General features: G+C 45.0%; 14 protein-coding genes and 2 tRNA genes. 9 read left to right on the top strand and 7 right to left on the bottom strand.

Features of this window, described 5'->3' with window-relative positions; translation table 11 throughout:
* The first annotated feature begins 414 nt into the window (after window positions 1-414).
* From HOL16_06275 to alaS, 4 genes are all read left to right on the top strand, one after another.
* The gene (locus tag HOL16_06275) at window positions 415-711 is read left to right on the top strand and encodes a hypothetical protein (GenBank protein MBT5390293.1); all 297 of its coding nucleotides are present in this window, start codon (window positions 415-417) and stop codon (window positions 709-711) included.
* Window positions 712-771: 60 nt separating this feature from the next.
* The gene (locus HOL16_06280; protein ID MBT5390294.1) at window positions 772-945 is read left to right on the top strand and encodes a hypothetical protein; all 174 of its coding nucleotides are present in this window, start codon (window positions 772-774) and stop codon (window positions 943-945) included.
* 347 nt (window positions 946-1292) lie between these two features.
* Window positions 1293-2345: a recombinase RecA gene (gene recA, locus HOL16_06285; protein ID MBT5390295.1), complete on the top strand. Its 1053-nt coding sequence runs from the start codon at window positions 1293-1295 to the stop codon at window positions 2343-2345.
* A gap of 37 nt (window positions 2346-2382) precedes the next feature.
* On the top strand, window positions 2383-5031 hold the full coding sequence (gene alaS, locus HOL16_06290; protein MBT5390296.1) for an alanine--tRNA ligase: 2649 nt from the start codon (window positions 2383-2385) through the stop codon (window positions 5029-5031).
* On the opposite strand, the gene HOL16_06295 is transcribed toward alaS, so the two are convergent.
* Window positions 5028-5945 carry a hypothetical protein gene (locus HOL16_06295; GenBank protein MBT5390297.1) on the bottom strand — a complete coding sequence of 306 codons (918 nt, stop codon included), beginning with the start codon at window positions 5943-5945 and terminating at the stop codon, window positions 5028-5030. The two genes, alaS and HOL16_06295, sit on opposite strands and share 4 nt — an antisense overlap.
* Window positions 5946-6224: 279 nt before the next feature.
* Here HOL16_06295 and HOL16_06300 point away from each other — a divergent pair, with 279 nt between their 5' ends.
* A complete protein-coding gene (locus HOL16_06300) occupies window positions 6225-8273 on the top strand; it encodes an oligopeptide transporter, OPT family (GenBank protein ID MBT5390298.1) in 2049 nt (682 codons plus the stop codon).
* A 276-nt stretch (window positions 8274-8549) separates the two neighbouring features.
* Here the strand turns inward: HOL16_06300 and HOL16_06305 are convergent.
* Window positions 8550-8641: transfer RNA gene (locus HOL16_06305), tRNA-Ser, on the bottom strand.
* Between the two features lie 136 nt (window positions 8642-8777).
* On the opposite strand from HOL16_06305, the gene mnmA reads away from it, so the two are divergent.
* Both mnmA and HOL16_06315 read left to right on the top strand, forming a co-directional pair.
* Window positions 8778-9914 (top strand): tRNA 2-thiouridine(34) synthase MnmA, encoded by a 1137-nt coding sequence (gene mnmA / locus HOL16_06310; GenBank protein ID MBT5390299.1) that lies wholly within the window; start codon window positions 8778-8780, stop codon window positions 9912-9914.
* Between the two features lie 87 nt (window positions 9915-10001).
* Window positions 10002-10078: transfer RNA gene (locus tag HOL16_06315), tRNA-Met, on the top strand.
* Between the two features lie 218 nt (window positions 10079-10296).
* On the opposite strand, the gene HOL16_06320 is transcribed toward HOL16_06315, so the two are convergent.
* Window positions 10297-10686 (bottom strand): hypothetical protein, encoded by a 390-nt coding sequence (locus HOL16_06320; protein MBT5390300.1) that lies wholly within the window; start codon window positions 10684-10686, stop codon window positions 10297-10299.
* 655 nt (window positions 10687-11341) lie between these two features.
* Here HOL16_06320 and HOL16_06325 point away from each other — a divergent pair.
* Window positions 11342-11773, top strand: a complete 432-nt coding sequence (locus HOL16_06325) for a hypothetical protein (protein MBT5390301.1) — start codon at window positions 11342-11344, stop codon at window positions 11771-11773.
* A 368-nt stretch (window positions 11774-12141) separates the two neighbouring features.
* On the opposite strand, the gene gatB is transcribed toward HOL16_06325, so the two are convergent.
* From gatB to HOL16_06345, 4 genes are all read right to left on the bottom strand, one after another.
* The gene (gene gatB / locus HOL16_06330) at window positions 12142-13632 is read right to left on the bottom strand and encodes an Asp-tRNA(Asn)/Glu-tRNA(Gln) amidotransferase subunit GatB (GenBank protein ID MBT5390302.1); all 1491 of its coding nucleotides are present in this window, start codon (window positions 13630-13632) and stop codon (window positions 12142-12144) included.
* 12 nt (window positions 13633-13644) lie between these two features.
* Entirely contained in the window at window positions 13645-15132 is a 1488-nt protein-coding gene (gene gatA, locus HOL16_06335; GenBank protein ID MBT5390303.1) for an Asp-tRNA(Asn)/Glu-tRNA(Gln) amidotransferase subunit GatA, read from the bottom strand.
* Window positions 15133-15167: 35 nt separating this feature from the next.
* Entirely contained in the window at window positions 15168-15464 is a 297-nt protein-coding gene (gene gatC, locus HOL16_06340) for an Asp-tRNA(Asn)/Glu-tRNA(Gln) amidotransferase subunit GatC (protein MBT5390304.1), read from the bottom strand.
* A 127-nt stretch (window positions 15465-15591) separates the two neighbouring features.
* Window positions 15592-16221, bottom strand: a complete 630-nt coding sequence (locus HOL16_06345) for a porin family protein (protein ID MBT5390305.1) — start codon at window positions 16219-16221, stop codon at window positions 15592-15594.
* A gap of 255 nt (window positions 16222-16476) precedes the next feature.
* On the opposite strand from HOL16_06345, the gene HOL16_06350 reads away from it, so the two are divergent.
* The gene (locus HOL16_06350; GenBank protein MBT5390306.1) at window positions 16477-17853 is read left to right on the top strand and encodes a glutamate--tRNA ligase; all 1377 of its coding nucleotides are present in this window, start codon (window positions 16477-16479) and stop codon (window positions 17851-17853) included.
* Window positions 17854-17858 lie beyond the last annotated feature (5 nt).

A 17858-nucleotide genomic window follows, 5' to 3' on the forward strand; every position in this document is an offset into this window, starting at 1 on the left:
AAACAGGGGAAAATTGCGCGTGAAGACCAGAAAAACAGTTAAAATTGTGCCTTATGGATTGATCAGTGCAAAAAAATATCATTCTTATCCTTGCATCCTCCGTGAAACTTCCGCACTTTCATAATTTTGCAATTTGCTCACAAGTGTCTTTTTAAAAAAAATTTACCCGATTTTGGTCTCAAAATTACCCCTAAATTCAACAATCATTTTCCCAATTTAAGGAGCCCTACGCCTTATGAACTCTAGTCGAATCCATTCCTATAAAACTTTACTAAAATTCTATACATCTAATTCCTAGATGCCGCAATATAAAATCAATATTTGAATTATATGGCAGAAGGAATATTATGGAGGACATAAGAAGCTACCTTAGTAAATGAAGGTGTTACAAAAGTACAGGAAAGGAAACAAATAATGACTCCTATGAAATTAAAAAGAAGGCTTAATGTCGTGTCAGCTTTATCGACTCATCTGACGCCGAAAATCGTTTCGAGAAATGGTCGGAAAAAAGTCATAAAGGAATCTGTCAAGCGAATGACCATGACCATTATTAATCATCTGAAAGGCAAAAGGGTTCCCGTTTTTATTCCATTCTTAAACGCTCGATCCTTTAAGACCCTCAGCCGGTCCTATCGTGAATGTATTCGCAAGCCCACTGCTAATGGGAATAATCCTGAAGATAAACAGGACATTAGTAGGATGTATCACTAGATCATCCCATAAAGCAGACCGTATTACGCGCTTAAAGTGCTTCACAAAATATAATCGTTTTTGAAAGTCATCATCATGGATCTCACGTCCCTTGCCGAAAGTTGGTTCAACCCCTCAATGGAAGAAGTTAAAGCCATCCATTTTGAAAAGATCATTGAATGCGTAAAGTTTCTCCAGACGTACCTGGTTGTATTAAAGGAAAATGTGTCTCCCCATTTCACTTTTCCCCTTTAACAAACCAGTGCGTGTGTTGGACCCCCCCTCCTCTCTCCCCCCCATGGAGGGGGCCGACACCAACACAGCCCTCCCAAGAGCACTCGAGCTGAAGGTTCACCACCTTCAGCTCCTTTTTCTGAAAGAGTAAAAGCGTTTGGTTTTCTGAAGCGTTTGGTTTTCTGAAAGGATAACATCTGCGAAACTTACCATCGAAAAGTTCCTATATAGGTCGCATCCACTCCCGGAAGAAGTTTCGAAATAAATATTTTTCAGGACTTCATGTTGCCATTTTCGTTGCAACTGTTCATAAAGATGTGAAACATATATGAAGTCGATGGGTTTATTTTTAATAAGGATTGAAAGAAATGGATAAGGAAAAGGCACTCTCAGCAGCACTCAGCCAAATCGAGCGCTCTTTTGGCAAAGGCTCTGTGATAAAAATGGACTCTGATGCAATTGCCAATAAGATTGATTCCATTTCAACAGGATCTTTGGGACTAGATGTCGCCCTCGGCGTCGGGGGACTCCCCTGTGGCCGTATCGTGGAAATATATGGCCCAGAGAGTTCGGGAAAAACAACCCTAGCCCTCCACGTAATTGCCGAAGCGCAAAAAAATGGGGGCATTTGTGCTTTTGTAGATGCTGAGCATGCCCTGGACCCTATTTATGCCGGCAAGCTTGGGGTTAATGTGGATGACCTTTTGGTGTCTCAACCCGATACAGGAGAACAGGCCCTAGAAATTACAGATACCCTCGTTCACTCCGGAGCCCTCGATGTCCTCGTCATCGATAGTGTTGCTGCTCTTGTCCCAAAAGCAGAAATCGAAGGCGACATGGGAGACTCCCATATGGGTCTTCAAGCCCGTCTTATGAGCCAAGCTCTGCGCAAGCTAACAGCCTCCGTCGCCAAAAGCAGATGTATCGTCATCTTCATCAACCAACTGCGCCAGAAAATTGGCGTCATGTTTGGCAATCCCGAAACAACTACCGGTGGAAACGCTCTCAAGTTCTATGCCTCGATCCGTATGGACATTCGACGCATTGGCGCTATCAAAGAACGGGAAAATGTTATCGGAAATCAAACCCGCGTCAAAGTTCTTAAGAACAAAGTAGCCCCTCCCTTCAAAGTGGTCGAATTCGACATTATGTATGGCGAAGGCATTTCTAAAACCGGTGAACTCATTGATCTGGGTGTCACCCACAATATCGTTGAAAAAGCCGGATCCTGGTACTCATACGACGAGCAACGCATTGGACAAGGTCGTGAGAATGCGCGCACGTATCTGAAAGAGCATCCTGAAGTTGCCGCAGAAGTCGAGGAAAAGATCAAAATAGCCTTAGGAAGCATTCCAGGCGCCACGCCAAAGATCACGACAACACCAAAGATTGAGGACACCAAAGCAAAAGAAGCATCCTAAGTCAGTTATTTAAGTCCCTCACCTATCGGATACCTAAATGTTAACAACAACCGACGTCCGTTCGAGATTTATTGATTTTTTTGTTCAAGAGGATCATGAGCCTGTCTCCTCTAGTTCTTTGGTCCCCCAAAATGATCCCACGCTCATGTTTACAGCGGCGGGGATGGTGCAGTTCAAAGACGTCTTTACAGGACTGGAAGAGCGTCCCTATAAACGAGCAGTCACTTCCCAAAAGTGCCTACGTGCCGGCGGAAAGCATAACGACCTAGAACAAGTGGGACATACGTCGCGCCATCATACTTTTTTCGAAATGCTGGGCAATTTTTCCTTTGGAGATTACTTTAAAGAGCAAGCCATTTCCCTAGCCTGGACTTTTCTGATCAAGGATTTAGCTATCCCCAAAGAAAAGCTCCTCATTACAGTTTTTGATCAAGATGAAGAAGCTGCAAAGCTCTGGAAAAAAATCGCCAATCTTTCCGATGACAAAATCATTCGCAATCCGTCCAAGACCGATAACTTTTGGTCCATGGGAGACACAGGCCCCTGTGGCCCCTGCTCGGAAATATTCTATGACCACGGGTCACATATTGCTGGAGGCCCCCCTACGTCTCCCGATGAAGATGGAGACCGATTCGTAGAAATCTGGAATCTGGTGTTCATGCAATACGAACAGCTCAGTTCAGGAAAACGGGAAAATCTCGCGAAACCTTCCATTGATACGGGCATGGGCCTGGAGAGAATGACGGCCGTTCTTCAAGGTGTTCACAACAACTATGACATCGATCTTTTCCAAGCCCTGATCCATGTCATATCCGAGGTAACCAAGACGAAATCAGAAGGTCATGCCTTAACATCCCATCGGGTCATTGCCGATCATTTACGGGCAGCCTGTTTTTTAATTGCCGATGGTATCCTGCCCTCCAACGAAGGCCGCGGGTATGTGCTCCGTCGCATCATGCGCCGCGCTATGCGACATGCTAATATTTTAGGCGCCAAAGATCCCGTTATGTGGAAGCTCGTTCCAGAGTTGATAGCCCAAATGGGCGCTGCCTTTCCAGAGCTTATTCAATCGGAGGCCCTGGCCACTGAAACGCTCAAGCTTGAGGAAGGCCGCTTTCAAGAAACATTAGAGCGTGGCCTTCATTTGCTTAACGAAGAAATCAGCTCAATTTCCAAGGGCGGCACCCTTGCCGGCAATGTGGCCTTTAAGCTCTACGACACTTACGGCTTTCCATTGGACCTGACGCAAGATGTTTTAAAGTCGGAAGGTCTCTCTGTGGATGAGGCAGGCTTCCAAAAAGCCATGGCCCATCAAAAGGCCGAGGCGCGGGCTGCTTGGGCAGGATCCGGCGCTACCAAAACAGATACCCTGTGGTTCGAACTGCGTGATAAATATGGCGCCACCGACTTTCTTGGCTATGAAACCACCCATGCTGAGGGGCTCATCCGCACGATCGTCCACAATGATAAGGAAATCAAAAAGGCCCAGAAAGGCGATACAGTCTCCATTTTGACCAACCAGACTCCTTTTTACGGAGAATCTGGGGGACAAATGGGCGATACGGGTATTTTTCAAACATCTAGTGGGGCCAAGATTTCCATCACAGACACCCTCAAAAAGCTGGGAGATCTCCATATTCATGAGGGAAAAGTTGAAGCTGGATCCATTGCACCCGGCGAAACGGTTATCATGGATGTAGACAATACTCGACGCCTAGCCTTGCGGGCCAACCACTCAGCAACCCACCTTCTTCATAAGGCTCTCAAACGACATCTGGGGGAACACGTAACGCAAAAGGGATCCTTAGTGGCCCCAGACCGCTTGCGCTTTGACTTTAGCTATAATAAGCCCATTTCCGAAAAGGACCTTCATACCATTGAAGAAGAAGTGAACTTGGAAATCCGCATGAACAGCCTCGTGACCACACGCCTTATGACCCCTGAAGAAGCCGTCAAAGAAGGCGCCCTGGCTCTATTTGGGGAAAAATATGGCAATGAAGTACGCGTTGTCTCCATGGGAGATGCCCTATCTGCACAAGACAAAACCTACTCCATAGAGCTCTGTGGAGGAACCCATGTGAGTCGCACAGGCGATATAGGATTCTTAAAAATTACCAGCGAATCAGGCATCGCTGGTGGAATACGCCGCCTGGAAGCCGTAACGGGACAAGGGGCCTTTGATTATATTTCCAAACAGCAAAAGCTTATGGAAGAATCGGCCGCACTTTTGAAAGTCACCCCCAAGAATTTGCCTGAAAAACTGAGGACCCTGATGAAAGACAAAAAGGATTTGGAAAAACAAGTTTCCGACATGCGCAAAGGTTCTTTCCAATCCCAGGGCAAAGAAGATTCAGAAGAGATTGGCGGCATTAAGGTGCTCTCATTTGAGCTTCAAGATATTCCAGCAAAGGATTTGAAATCCCTGGCCGATGAGGCAAAAAAGAAAGCAGGCTCAGGTGTTGTAATCGTCTCCAGTGTGACTGAAGGACGGGTTTCCCTCGTCATCGCCGTAACAGATGACCTGACAAAAAAACTCAGCGCCGTTCCTCTCGTTCAGAAGGCTGCAGAAGTCTTGGGTGGAAAGGGCGGTGGAGGCCGTCCCGATATGGCACAAGCCGGCGGGACGGATCCAAACAAAATCAGGGCCGCCATTACAGACGTGAAGGCCCTGATTAAAAAAGCTTAGTCAATCTCCAGAAAGACGATATATTTAATGACGCGCTTTAACTTCTCGTCATCTATGTCTTTCAAATCATCATCAGCTCGCAAAAGATTGAAAGCGGTGTCGGGATCATCAAAAAGGTCTCGCAGCATACGACCGTTATTTTTAATGATATCAGCCATTGCCACTCCAACTAACCTTACATCGTTCTCCTGAAAAGGAGCCGGCTTCTCTACTGTAACCACTGTCGTCGATGTGGTAGTCGTTGTCGTCGATTCTACGTTTTCACTTAAGGAGCTATCAGGAACAATATTTGTAGAGGGAGCCCTAAAATAATGGGAGCAAAAATAAGAAATAGGGTCCAGGCTATCATCGCACGGGCCGATGTTGTTATCAAAAACACCTGTTTTGTCCACAGAAGAAAAGAATTTCTTCTCTTCTTCCGGAGTCAAATTTTTGTCGCGAGTAGATACTGCCCATTTCGTATTACTATAGGCGCCCTTACCCATTATCTTATCCTTCCACAAGTTAACCGCATCTTCAGAGGCACACAACAAACCGTGCATATAATTAACTTGTCCACGAATAACATTGCCCAACTCGGAATCAATTGTAGAATAACCCTCAATAGTTTGAGGTGCAGCTTTACGTATTTCGCCTTCCACCTTCGTTGCATTGTGGTACAATTTGTTAATCAATAGGTGTCCTGATGCCAATTGAACAAAATCTGGATTTTCCATTAATCCCTTTTCACGTGCAGATGAACCAATCCAACGCGCTACATGAGGTCGCATAGTAGCCATCCGCATTTCAAACGTGTCTGAAACGCTAGAGCCAGCCTCGTTATGATAATCGCCCCAGCCACCGGCGGCAAAACCTGTCTTTCCAAATAATAGGGAAACTATTAAAAATGAAAAAAGAGAAAACCTTTTACTCATAATATCCGTTCCAATATAAAAATTTTAAAAAACCAATATAGTGTTCTGCACATCAACATTAAAAACACCAATATTTTCATGAAATATACATATTTATTGCACAGAAAGTCAATAAAAACAAGATTTGTTTACTTAGAACAAAGCTAAAGAGGTGATAATTCCTCAACTCAAAGGGTTCACTCTTGCAAGAGGAGGAAAATTTGTATATGTTTCCTCAATTGCGCAATTTGCAACAAATGAGCCCCTTCTAATCGTAGAAGGGAAAGGAGCAAAAAGTTTATGTCTACCTCTCTAAGTAAGAAATCAAGCAAACATACCCCCTATATTCCAGCATCTAAAAATTTGCCGGAAGTAACAGTTAAAGCCGTTATTTTGGGCATCTTGCTTGCCATGTTGTTGGCAGGCTCCAACGCCTATCTCGGACTTAAAATTGGGCAAACAGTCTCTGCCTGTATCCCTGCTGCTGTGATTTCTATGGCTATTTTGAGATTCTTTAAGAATTCAAATATTCTTGAAAACAATATGGTTCAGACCATTGCTTCTGCCGGTGAAGTCATTGCCGGAGGACTTATTTATACCCTTCCAGCCCTGGTTATGATGGGATTTTGGCAAGGCTTTCCATATCTGCAAACAACAGCTATCGCTGTTATTGGCGGAACACTTGGGGTTCTTTTCTCGGTGCCTTTACGCCGTGCTTTTATCTTGGATCTCAAGCTCCCCTTTCCAGAAGGCGTGGCAACCGCCGAAGTCTTGAAGGCCGGAGAAGGACATGAAACAGGCGCCAAAGATCTTTTAGTTGGCGGTCTGATGGCTGCTGCTATCAAATTCTGTCAAAGTGCTTTCCAAATTGTAGGTGAATCGGCTGCGAAATGGTTTTCTGTTGGCGGAACTATGTTCGGATTCGGGACTGGCCTTTCCCCTGTTATTCTAGCCGCCGGATATATCGTCGGCATTCGCATCGGCGTGTGCCTGTTTATTGGAGCCGTCGCTATGTGGCTCATTATCTTGCCAATCTATGGCGTGGTAAATGGCCTTCCAGATGCACCTACCTTAGAGGATATTGGAATGACCATTTGGTCCACAAAACTTCGATTTGTTGGTGTGGGCGCCATGGTTGTTGGTGGATTGTGGGCCGTTATATCGCTAGTAAAGCCCATTAAAGATGCCATTATGTCTTCCTTTGATGCCCTCAGCCATGCGGGTGAAGGCGAAGGCCCCAAAGTCCTAAGGACAGAGCATGACATCCCCATGGTATATATTGTGACGGGAACTGTTGCCCTAGCAATCCCTGTCTTTATTCTGTTCAGCTATGTGGTTGATGCCAATGATATGCCCGTAACGACTGGACTGTTTTGGGCAACTGTTGCCTTTGCAACAGTTTTTGCGTTGATTGTTGGGTTTATATGTTCCTCAATTTCTGGCTATATGGCCGGACTTGTAGGCGCAACGTCTAACCCTCTTTCAGGCACAGTTATTGCCGCCATCTTAGCCGTGTCCCTTTTGCTTTTGGTTCTGTTGGGAACACAAGTTGACTTTGTCGTTCATACGGATGATGCCCTAAGTGCTGCGGCCACTGCCATCATTATTGGAGCGATGATTGCTTGCGCAGGCGCTATTAGTATGGACAACCTACAAGACCTTATGACAGGCCATGTGGTTGGTGCCACGCCTTGGAAACAAGAATTAATGCTCGTTATTGGTGTCATCGCCGGCGCCGTTGTTTTAACGCCAATCTTGCAGGTTCTCTACGAAGCGTACGGTATTGGGGCTTCATTCCCCCGTGAAGGGATGGACCCGACTCAAGCACTGGCTGCACCACAAGCAACCTTAATGGCTTCAGTGGCAAAAGGTGTTTTCTTGGGGAATCTTCCTTGGACATACATCATCATCGGTATTGCCCTTGGAGGCCTGAATATATTGGTAAATACAATTCTAAAAGCGCGTAAAAGCTCTTGGCATTTTCCTGTCCTTGCGGTTGCCCTAGGATTGTACCTTCCATTCGTCGTCACTATGACTATTTTTGTTGGAGGTGTCCTGAGACAAATTGTCGATAACGTTATCAAGAAAAAGAGAAAGAAAAAAGCACTGACAGAACTAGAAGCTGAGTCGGCCGAGCGTCGCGGTGTATTGTTTGCCTCCGGATCTATTGCAGGCGAAGCTCTTGTCGGAATTCTGTTGGCTATACCTTTCGCTCTTAAGCAAAGCACCTCTGTCTTTAAACTAGACTTTGGATTCGGGCCCTCGGAAATGATGTGGAGCGGAATTATCATCGTTGGTGGCTTCTGTTACTACTTCTATAGAGTTGGAACGACACCACTGCGGGATTGATCCGTCTTCGCTGCGCTACGACGTGATGAGGCGCTACGACGTGATTTTGAATCTTCTCTGGCATCAGTTTTATGGATCCCGCGCTCATAAGAAATTCTAAGTCGTGCTTATTGCACTCCAAGAATTCCTAATGGCCGGGAAGACGTCGTAGCGTAAGCGAAGAGCCACTCCTGACTACGCTAAGAAGCTTCGGGAGGCAACCTATCTCTAACGATTTCGATTGTTGCCCACCCTAAAAAGGGTGGCCTGCCAACCGAAGCTCGTAAGAGCGTAGGTTGGCGGAGGGGATGGGATTCGAACCCACGAAACGGGTTTCCCCGTTTAACGGTTTAGCAAACCGCCGCCTTCGACCACTCGGCCACCCCTCCGTGACCTATGTGGTCTCTTCTACCCAGCACGACTCTTTCTGTCAATGTGCAACAGACTCTTTCCCAGCAAAACTTATTGAATTTTGTCAAATTACTCTATAGAAGTACTTAACATATTTATGAGAGATATATTGCTATGACACCCCTAGATCTTAACAATCTTGGATTCAAAAAGGCACCCCAGGAGACGCGCGTCGTCGTTGCCATGTCTGGAGGTGTGGACAGCTCAGTTACGGCAGCTCTCATGGTGGAAGCCGGCTTTGATGTGGTGGGTATTACGCTCCAATTATACGATCATGGGATGGCTCTCCAGAAGAAAGGCGCCTGCTGTGCTGGTCAGGATATTTACGATGCGGCTCAAGTTGCAGAAAAGCTGAACTTCCCCCACTATGTTCTGGATTATGAGAGCATCTTTAAACAATCTGTCATTGATGGCTTTGCAGACGGATATCTCCGTGGAGAAACACCGATTCCCTGTATCCAGTGCAACCAGAAAGTGAAGTTCAAAGATCTTCTCAAGGCCTCTAAAGACTTAAACGCCGAAGCCCTCATTACGGGGCACTATGTCCAACGTGTTAAAGGACCGAATGGAGCAGAACTCCACCGGTCAAATGATAAATCCAAAGATCAGAGCTATTTCCTTTTTGCAACTCGGCAAGACGAACTGGACTATCTCCGTTTCCCCTTGGGGCATATGGACAAAGCTGAAACCCGCCGCCATGGCCAGCGCTTTGATTTAAATGTTGCTGATAAACCCGACAGCCAGGACATTTGCTTTGTGCCAAATGGATCCTATGCCCAAGTAGTCCAAAAACTTCGCCCAGGTGCCATAGAGCCAGGGCCGATTGTCCATGTCGATGGAACAATTTTAGGGCAACATAAAGGCATTATCCATTACACCATTGGACAACGCAGAGGCCTTGCCCTGGGCGATCACAATTCCGGAGATCCTCTATATGTCATTCGCCTCGATCCGAAAAAACACCGAGTCATTGTAGGGCCCAAAGAAGCATTGGCTCAAAAAGAGTTTGCAGTTCATGATATTAACTGGTTATCAGAAAAAATGAATGATCCCATTTCCTGCCAGGTGAAAGTACGCTCAACACACAATCCTATTGAAGCTTCCGTTCATGTGGATTTTCAAACCCTCAGCGGAAAAGTGACTCTTACAGAAAACACCTATGGGATCGCCCCCGGCCAGGCCTGTGTCTTCTATGACGGAGATCGCGTCCTAGGAGGCGGCTGGATCACAAGAGAAGAGATTTGCGACTAATTCCTTTGATCTCCCTCTAATATCAGAACCCGCCCCTTGACAGAAAACAGGGAACGTATTACGAAATTGCCTAAAGAAATACTCTATGGCGGAGTAGCTCAGCTGGTTAGAGCAACGGAATCATAATCCGTGTGTCGGGGGTTCGAGTCCCTCCTCCGCTACCAAGTTTTCTCAACGTTTCAGGATTTTTTGAATTGCAGAGTTGCTCAAGAGGGGGCCCAATAGGAGTTCCTGTCGAATCATCTGTGAAGGGGGAAGATAGATGCCCGAAGAAGGGATACGTAAAGCGAAATCAAATTCCGCTTCCCATATCCCTTACATCTACTTTGCTAAACATTCTGAATTTCAATTACAATGCAAAGGTCGCCACAAAGAATCCATACTATTTTTTCTTAAAAGTAATATGTGCATATGCCTCATCGTCTTGCATATCTTCGCCAGTCTCGTAATGCTTATAATGAATTACGTTGGTAATATGATATAAAGCAAATTCCTTTCCATCCTTTTTCCATACACTGTTTCTTTGTACTTTTGGATTGAGTTTGGGCTTACTTAAATATGCTTTGGCATCATCTACTTCACTGCTTTGATGCCCATCTAATACCCACTCATGCCCCTTGTGCATAAATGAGGGAGGGGATTTATCCAAAATCTTTTGAAATTCTGCAACCGTAAACTTTGGAGGATCTTTTCCCTCATTGGCCTCAGCAAAATTGACTCCCCACACGCTCACAAGTAGTAATGCTAATGGTACGATTTTAAGAAATTTCATAGCAACCTCCTGTATAAGAATATTATAAATACTTCCTTAAGTAATATTAACAAATAACTAGAAATTCAACAATTTTTTTATTAATAAGCATCAATAGAACAAAGATATATAGTCTTTATGAATTTGTGTATAATTTGCAGATTTATGTCTTTCCGAATAAAAATTGTGTCTCATGCGTTCTAAAGCTCTAAACAGCAGCTCACAAAAACTCGAACATAAGGGTAACACTCTCATCGTGATGGGATTATAAGGGGGCAATTATTTGCTTAAGTGGCTAATATGCCACATAATTTTGTGCATTTTACGGCAGCATTGTCTGATAATAAACTGTGCAGGGGTTAAATTTTACCTTTTATTTCAACTAATTATTTCTGTTTTGGTAGATTGTCTTTTATTTTCTTTCCGCGCCGCGACTGAAAGACTCTCCCTAAATAAAGTTTTTTTGAAAGAGACCCTTGGGATTTGGGCTTTTCAAGCTCAAAAATGAATGTTACGATCTCATTAGTTTAAAGAAAGTGTGCTAAGCGCTGATAAACATAGGGAGAGGCTAGAAACTTTCTTCCTTTTTGAGGTGGTCTTAGTTATCATTGAATTAAACGGGGGTTTATAAACCTGGTACGCAGGAAGTGAAATAAACATAGAGGGATAGAACTCGATGAAGAAACAAATTTTGACAACAGCAATCAGCGCAGCAGCCGTTTTAGCTGTTCTAGGACAGGATGCATTGGCAGGGCGTGATAATACGAAACGCCATCCTAAGGATGACCACAATTACGCATCAGCAGCTCTTGCAACAACGGCTCCTAAGGATTTGGGAGACCAAATCTCAGCAAGGCCTGATGTTGATCTTGGTGTTGTGCTTGAGCATGCCACTAACAACAAGGAAACTGGAAAAGCCCTTTTGGCAGCTGCCAAAAAGCATCCACACGTTCTTGATGCCATTATGAACAAATCAGAAGGCGATATTGGCTTTAGAGACAATATTCTTCTCCTTCTCATAGAAGATGCGGAGTTGGTTGATATGATTCTTTCTGACTACACAGAGAGCCATCCGAAGACAACAGCTTCGATTGCTTCTTTTGAGTAAGAACACCGAATTGTAAAAAAGAGCTAGGCTTTACGCCTAGCTTTTTTTTTGCCTTGAAGGATTGCACTTCTTTGAATTTGCTATGATGTGAGCCTCGAAAATGACTGGGATCTCACGCTGTTGGGGCCAGCTCACCTTTCAATCCTGGATCCTATATCGCATTCTCTCCAGCCCAAGACATCATTTATTCAAGAACTTCCTAGCTTTTGAAACGATCCTCGCTGAAAGGCGGGAAAACGAATGAATCCAGCCATCCCAGGACTATGCTCTAGGCGAACCGGCGTCTTACGCTGATGAGGCTTAGAGGGACTTGGTAGCGTGGGATCTACCGCATACAAAGTATAAGCCAGGAAATCAGTAATCAAAGATCAGCCTTTTAGCTTGCTTTGCAAAATCTCATTGATGATTTTAGGGTTTCCTTTTCCCTTCATGGCTTTCATTATCTGCCCCACGAAGAATCCGAAAAGTTTTTCTTTTCCTTGTCGGTATTCTGCCACTTTTTCGGCATTCTCTTCCATGACGCGGGCTATTTCCCCCTCAATGGCCTTGGTATCCGTAATCTGGACCAATCCCTTTTCTTCCACAATTTCCGATGCTGTTTTTCCAGTTGCCCACATATCGATAAATACATCTTTAGCAATGCGACCTGAAATAACATCTTCCAGCAAAAGATTGATCATACCAGCCAGATTTTCTGCGGAAACTTTGGATTGTTCAATAGAGAGCCCTTCCTTGTTTAAAGCGGCAAAGAAGTCTCCTACAACCCAGGTAGCTAGAGAACGCGGTCCTTTTTGCTTATCCTTAAGGGCTGCAACCCCCTCTTCGTAAAAACGAGCGGTCGTTGCTTCAGCAACCAAAACACCGGCTTCGTAGGGTGAAAGTACATAGTCTTTTATAAAGCGGGCTTTCTTTGCATCAGGAAGTTCCGGTAACTCCTCTCGAATCTCGTCCACAAAACCTTGAGAAAACACTAACGGCAACAAATCAGGATCCGGGAAATATCGATAGTCGTGAGCCTCTTCTTTGCTCCGCATAGAACGGGTTTCACCCTTCTTGGCATCAAATAGCCTAGTTTCCTGGACCACTTCTTGACCAGACTCTAATAGATCAATCTGACGCTCAATTTCACATTCAACGGCTTGTCCTACAAATCGAATGGAGTTCACATTTTTAATCTCTGCCCGTATCCCAAACTCCGTCCCTGGACGATGAAGAGACACGTTAACGTCTGCACGCATGCTGCCTTCATCCATATTGCCATCACTAGAGCCAATATATCTGAGGATTGTTCTGATTTTACGCATAAAGGCCATGGCCTCTTCAGGACTACGAATATCTGGCCTTGAAACAATCTCCATAAGGGCCACGCCGGCTCGATTCAAATCAATATAGGATTTTTCAGGGTGCTGATCATGAAAGCTCTTTCCCGCATCTTGCTCCAAATGCAGTCTTTCAATGCCTATACGCTGTGTCTTATCATCCTTAAGATCAATATCTAAGTAACCTTCCCCGACAATGGGATCCTTGTATTGGGAAATCTGATATCCTGCCGGCAGATCAGCATAAAAATAATTCTTCCGGTCGAATATGGATTTTAAGTTGATCTTGGCATTCAGCCCTAGGCCCGTCTTTACAGCCTGTTCTACGCAATATCCATTTATTACCGGCAACATTCCAGGAAAGGCAGCATCCACCAGTGACACTTGGTCATTTGGTTCTCCTGCAAATTTAGTACTGGCACCTGAAAACAATTTGGAGGCAGACGAAATCTGGGCATGAACTTCCATCCCAATGACCACTTCCCAGGGTCCTGTCTCACTTTCAATCAAGTATCTAGGTTTTTCCGCTTGTGTTGACATATCCCTACTCCCTTATGCCGCAATCTGAATGTCTTGCAGCTTCGGAAAAGCCGCGGCCTGTTCGATGACCTCTGCCGCCTGCAGCATACGGCCCTCTTCGAACGCTGGTGCAAAAAGCTGCAGCCCTAAGGGCAAACCATCGCTAGATAGCCCCGCCGGAACAGAAATAGCCGGAACACCAGCCAAATTGGCCGTCACAGTATAGACGTCGTTTAAATACATGGTCAGTGGATCTTGCGGCGCTCCCTCGACTGAAAAAGCAGGTGTTGGCGTCGTGGGGGTCAAGATAAGATCCACTTTCTCAAAAGCCTTTCGAAAATCTTGTGCAATAAGAGCGCGCACCTTCTGCCCCTTTATATAATAGGCATCATAGTATCCCGAGGACAGAACGAACGTCCCCAACATAATGCGTCTTTTTACTTCGTCTCCAAATCCCTCACCCCGAGTGTTCTCGTACATTTCATCTAAGCTGGTTCCAGGAGATCTAAACCCATAACGCACGCCATCGTACCGGGCCAAATTTGAGGAAGCCTCTGCAGTCGCCAAAACATAGTATGTGGGCAAAGCGTACTTTGTATGGGGTAAGGATATATCAACAACCTCGGCCCCTGCATCCCGAAGCCACTGTGCGCTCTTTTCCCAATACTGCTTCATACTGCCATCTAAGCCATCAGACTTATACTCTGTTGGAATCCCAACTTTCATTCCTTTTACATTCCCCGTCAGCATTTTTTCATAGGATGGAACAGGAATATCTGCAGAAGTAGATTCTTTGGGGTCATGGCCTGCCATAACTTCCAGCATAAGGGCCGCATCACGAACGGTGCGTGTCATGGGACCGGCTTGGTCAAAAGACGATGCAAACGCCATAATGCCGTACCTGGAACACCTCCCATAGGTGGGCTTTAAACCTACGATGCCACAAAAGGCAGCTGGCTGTCGAACCGATCCACCCGTATCTGTCCCCGTGGCAATCAAAGCAGAACGCGCAGCCACTGCTGCCGAAGATCCGCCCGAAGATCCTCCTGGCACCAATTTTTTCTTCTTATCATCGGCTGAAACCCAAGGATTTATGGTTGGCCCCTCGAAGCTGGTCAACACAGAAGACCCCATGGCAAATTCGTCTAGATTCACCTTTCCAAGATGCACGGTCCCTGCTTCTTTCAGGTTTTTAGAAACTGTCGATTCATAAGGGGGCACAAAATTATTCAGAATTTTCGAGCCAGCCTTCGTTAAGAGACCTTCCGTACAAAAAAGGTCCTTATTGGCCAACGGAATCCCTTCTAGAGGACGGGCTTCGCCCTTTTGGTATCGTTGATCACTTTCTTTGGCATCTTCTAGGGCCCGTTCTGGTGTTTCCGTCACATATATATTGAGTCCACGGGTTTTTTCCATTTGGGCCAAATAAGATTCTGTTAACTCAACGGTGGAAAAGTCCTTGTTTCCAAGCCCTGTTAAAACCTCAGATATCGTCAAGTCAATTAAACGCTGATCCGCCATAAAAAAGTTCCTACCAACTATTATACTTTAAACTTCTACTCAATCACCTTGGGGACCACAAACATGTTGTGGGTGGATTCCGGGGCATTGGAGACGATCTTCTGGACACAGCCTCCATCCGTTACCTTGTCCTCACGCTCTGGCAAACTTTTCACAAAGAATTCCACGGGACTCGACATAGGCTCAACGTCATCCGTATCCAGTTCTTTAAGGGTATCTACCCAATCAAGAATTTGAGACATATCTTTCTGGAGAGATTTTATTTGATCTGCTTCAATTTTCAGTCGCGCGAGATGTGCTATTTTCGATACTGTCTTTTCATCAACGGCCATGAATCATTCTCCATATTTCTCAGGAATGTACCCTACACAAGCTCATGCCAAGAAACAAGAACAGAGCATAAAAAAATCCCCGGAGAAAACTCTCCAGGGATTTCTATAAACTTAAGTCTAAGCTAGCCTAGAACTTGTAAGCTGCTCCAACAAGGAACGTGCTTACGCGAGGCGTGAACTTTCCTTCGTCACTTTTGATTTCTGAGAAGAAAGCATAAGTATAATCGGCACGAACGGAGATTTTATCACTTACCATTGTCTCGATTCCTACACCAGGTACAAAGGCATACTTACCTTTTTCTTTTTTCTCAAATCCTGTTCCATCAGAAGCGCTAAGTCTAAATTTGCTGTAACGAACACCAAGCTTAAGGAAAGCAAGTGTCTTAGGCGCAACTATTACACCACCGCGAACAAACGCAGAATACAGAAGACCTCGGCTTGCCTTGAAGTAAGCACCGCTTGTATTTCCATTTGATGAAGTAGAGGTACCTGAATCAAGTCCGATGTCAAGTTCACCACCAACATAGAACTTGTCGCTGGTCATTTTACCGTATCCACCAAAAATGCTTCCAGCAAGTCCTGATGATCCCAAATCTGCTTTTGCATTCGTGCTCGTAGCCTTAGCTTCACCTTTCATTGAGGTAAGACCAATACCAAGACCAGCATAAAAACCCTCAAAATCCTTTGCGAAGGAGTCTGAAGCAGAAGCTGTTGTAAGAGCCGTTGCAGCTGCTAAAATAGCAAGTGACTTTTTCATAAGATGTATCCTTTCAAAATTTACATCAACACATTGCTCTGAAACTTTCGTCGAAAAAATCAGAACACATAACCATCTTTCATGATTCTCGAATACGATTTACATATAATACTGTCAACGAACAGCACACCTTCTCCCTCCTCATTATCGAGAAGTGTGATAAAAAAGTAACAAAATGATTTTATTCCTCTTCCATTCCCTTTTGTGCTCCAATATGTTAGGCATCATTTGAACAAAATTGGATTGGTAACACCTGTGACAGAATCGCGCCCTCTTCTCACCCGATTTGCCCCGAGCCCAACTGGATACCTCCACGTGGGTAATATTCGGATGGCCCTCATTAACTGGCTTTTCGCCCACCATAATGGGGGAAAGTTCCTGCTACGCATGGATGATACTGATCCTGAGCGCTCAGAGAAAAAATATGCTTCCGCCATTGAAAAAGATCTCAACTGGCTTGGCTTAAATTGGGATGTGTTCGCCCGTCAATCGGATCGTTTCGACCGCTATAACAAAGCTATAGAACATCTCAAGAACACAGGCCGCCTTTACCCATGCTATGAAACGCCCGAAGAACTAACCTTTAAACGAAAGCGCCTATTGGCCCAAGGGAAACCTCCCATATACGACCGTGCTGCCCTTAAGTTATCTGATCAAGAGAAACAAGATTTTGAGAACCAAGGACGCACAGCCCATTGGCGACTTTTGCTGGAAGCAAAAACCATTCATTGGGAAGACCTTGTGTGTGGTTCCATGACTTTTGAGGGAAAAAACCTCACAGACCCTGTTCTTGTTAAAACTGATGGCCAACCCATTTATACGCTAGCAACTATTGTGGATGATATGGAGCTAGGCGTTACCCATATTATTCGAGGAGAAGACCATCTCACCAATACGGCCATTCAGCTCCAGCTCATAGAGGCTCTCGGAGGCAATCCTGACGCATTTACCTTTGCGCACCTCCCTCTTCTTACTAGAATGAATGGTAATCCTATTAGTAAACGTGATCAAACCTCCAAACACGGTCAAAGCCTGAATATCTGTGACCTCCGAGAAGAAGGCATTGCAGCTATGCCTCTCAACAGCCTTTTAGCCAAATTGGGAACGTCAGATCCTATAGAACTATATCAAGACATGACAAAGCTAATTGATACTTTTGATATTCATAAGTTTGCCCGGTCTACACAAAAATTTGACGAAGAAACCCTCTTTTCCCTCAATGCTAAACTTCTCCATCACATGCCTTTTGAAAAGGCCGCAAGCCTCATTAATGAGCCGTCTCTCACACAAGAATTCTGGGAGGTCATTCGGGGAAATCTAGACAATCTGGAAGAAATTAAGATATGGCAAAAAGTCTGCTTTGATAATATGACGCCTGTCGTAAATCCTGAGGATGCAGATTACATTAAACAAGCCTTCAACCAGCTCCCCAAAGCCCCCTGGGACGAAAATACGTGGAAAACTTGGACGCAAGAGCTTAAAAAAGAAACCGGTCGAAAAGGGCGTGCCCTCTTCCTCCCCCTTCGACAGGCTATTACTGGGCATGATCATGGCCCCGAAATGAAAGATCTATTGCCAATAATTGGATATGAACGTACTAAAGAACGCCTCCAAATAGGAATCGATGCATAGGAACC

This window comes from Alphaproteobacteria bacterium (assembly GCA_018662925.1).
Taxonomy (GTDB): Bacteria; Pseudomonadota; Alphaproteobacteria; order 16-39-46; family JABJFC01; genus JABJFC01.

Excerpts from the sequence above, each read along its gene's own strand:
- alaS (MBT5390296.1), top strand. The coding sequence starts at position 2,383 with ATGTTAACAACAACCGACGTCCGTTCGAGATTTATTGATTTTTTTGTT.
- HOL16_06295 (MBT5390297.1), bottom strand. The coding sequence starts at position 5,945 with ATGAGTAAAAGGTTTTCTCTTTTTTCATTTTTAATAGTTTCCCTATTA.
- recA (MBT5390295.1), top strand. The coding sequence starts at position 1,293 with ATGGATAAGGAAAAGGCACTCTCAGCAGCACTCAGCCAAATCGAGCGC.
- HOL16_06300 (MBT5390298.1), top strand. The coding sequence starts at position 6,225 with ATGTCTACCTCTCTAAGTAAGAAATCAAGCAAACATACCCCCTATATT.
- HOL16_06320 (MBT5390300.1), bottom strand. The coding sequence starts at position 10,686 with ATGAAATTTCTTAAAATCGTACCATTAGCATTACTACTTGTGAGCGTG.
- gatA (MBT5390303.1), bottom strand. The coding sequence starts at position 15,132 with ATGGCGGATCAGCGTTTAATTGACTTGACGATATCTGAGGTTTTAACA.
- gatC (MBT5390304.1), bottom strand. The coding sequence starts at position 15,464 with ATGGCCGTTGATGAAAAGACAGTATCGAAAATAGCACATCTCGCGCGA.
- gatB (MBT5390302.1), bottom strand. The coding sequence starts at position 13,632 with ATGTCAACACAAGCGGAAAAACCTAGATACTTGATTGAAAGTGAGACA.
- HOL16_06275 (MBT5390293.1), top strand. The coding sequence starts at position 415 with ATGACTCCTATGAAATTAAAAAGAAGGCTTAATGTCGTGTCAGCTTTA.
- HOL16_06345 (MBT5390305.1), bottom strand. The coding sequence starts at position 16,221 with ATGAAAAAGTCACTTGCTATTTTAGCAGCTGCAACGGCTCTTACAACA.
- mnmA (MBT5390299.1), top strand. The coding sequence starts at position 8,778 with ATGACACCCCTAGATCTTAACAATCTTGGATTCAAAAAGGCACCCCAG.
- HOL16_06325 (MBT5390301.1), top strand. The coding sequence starts at position 11,342 with ATGAAGAAACAAATTTTGACAACAGCAATCAGCGCAGCAGCCGTTTTA.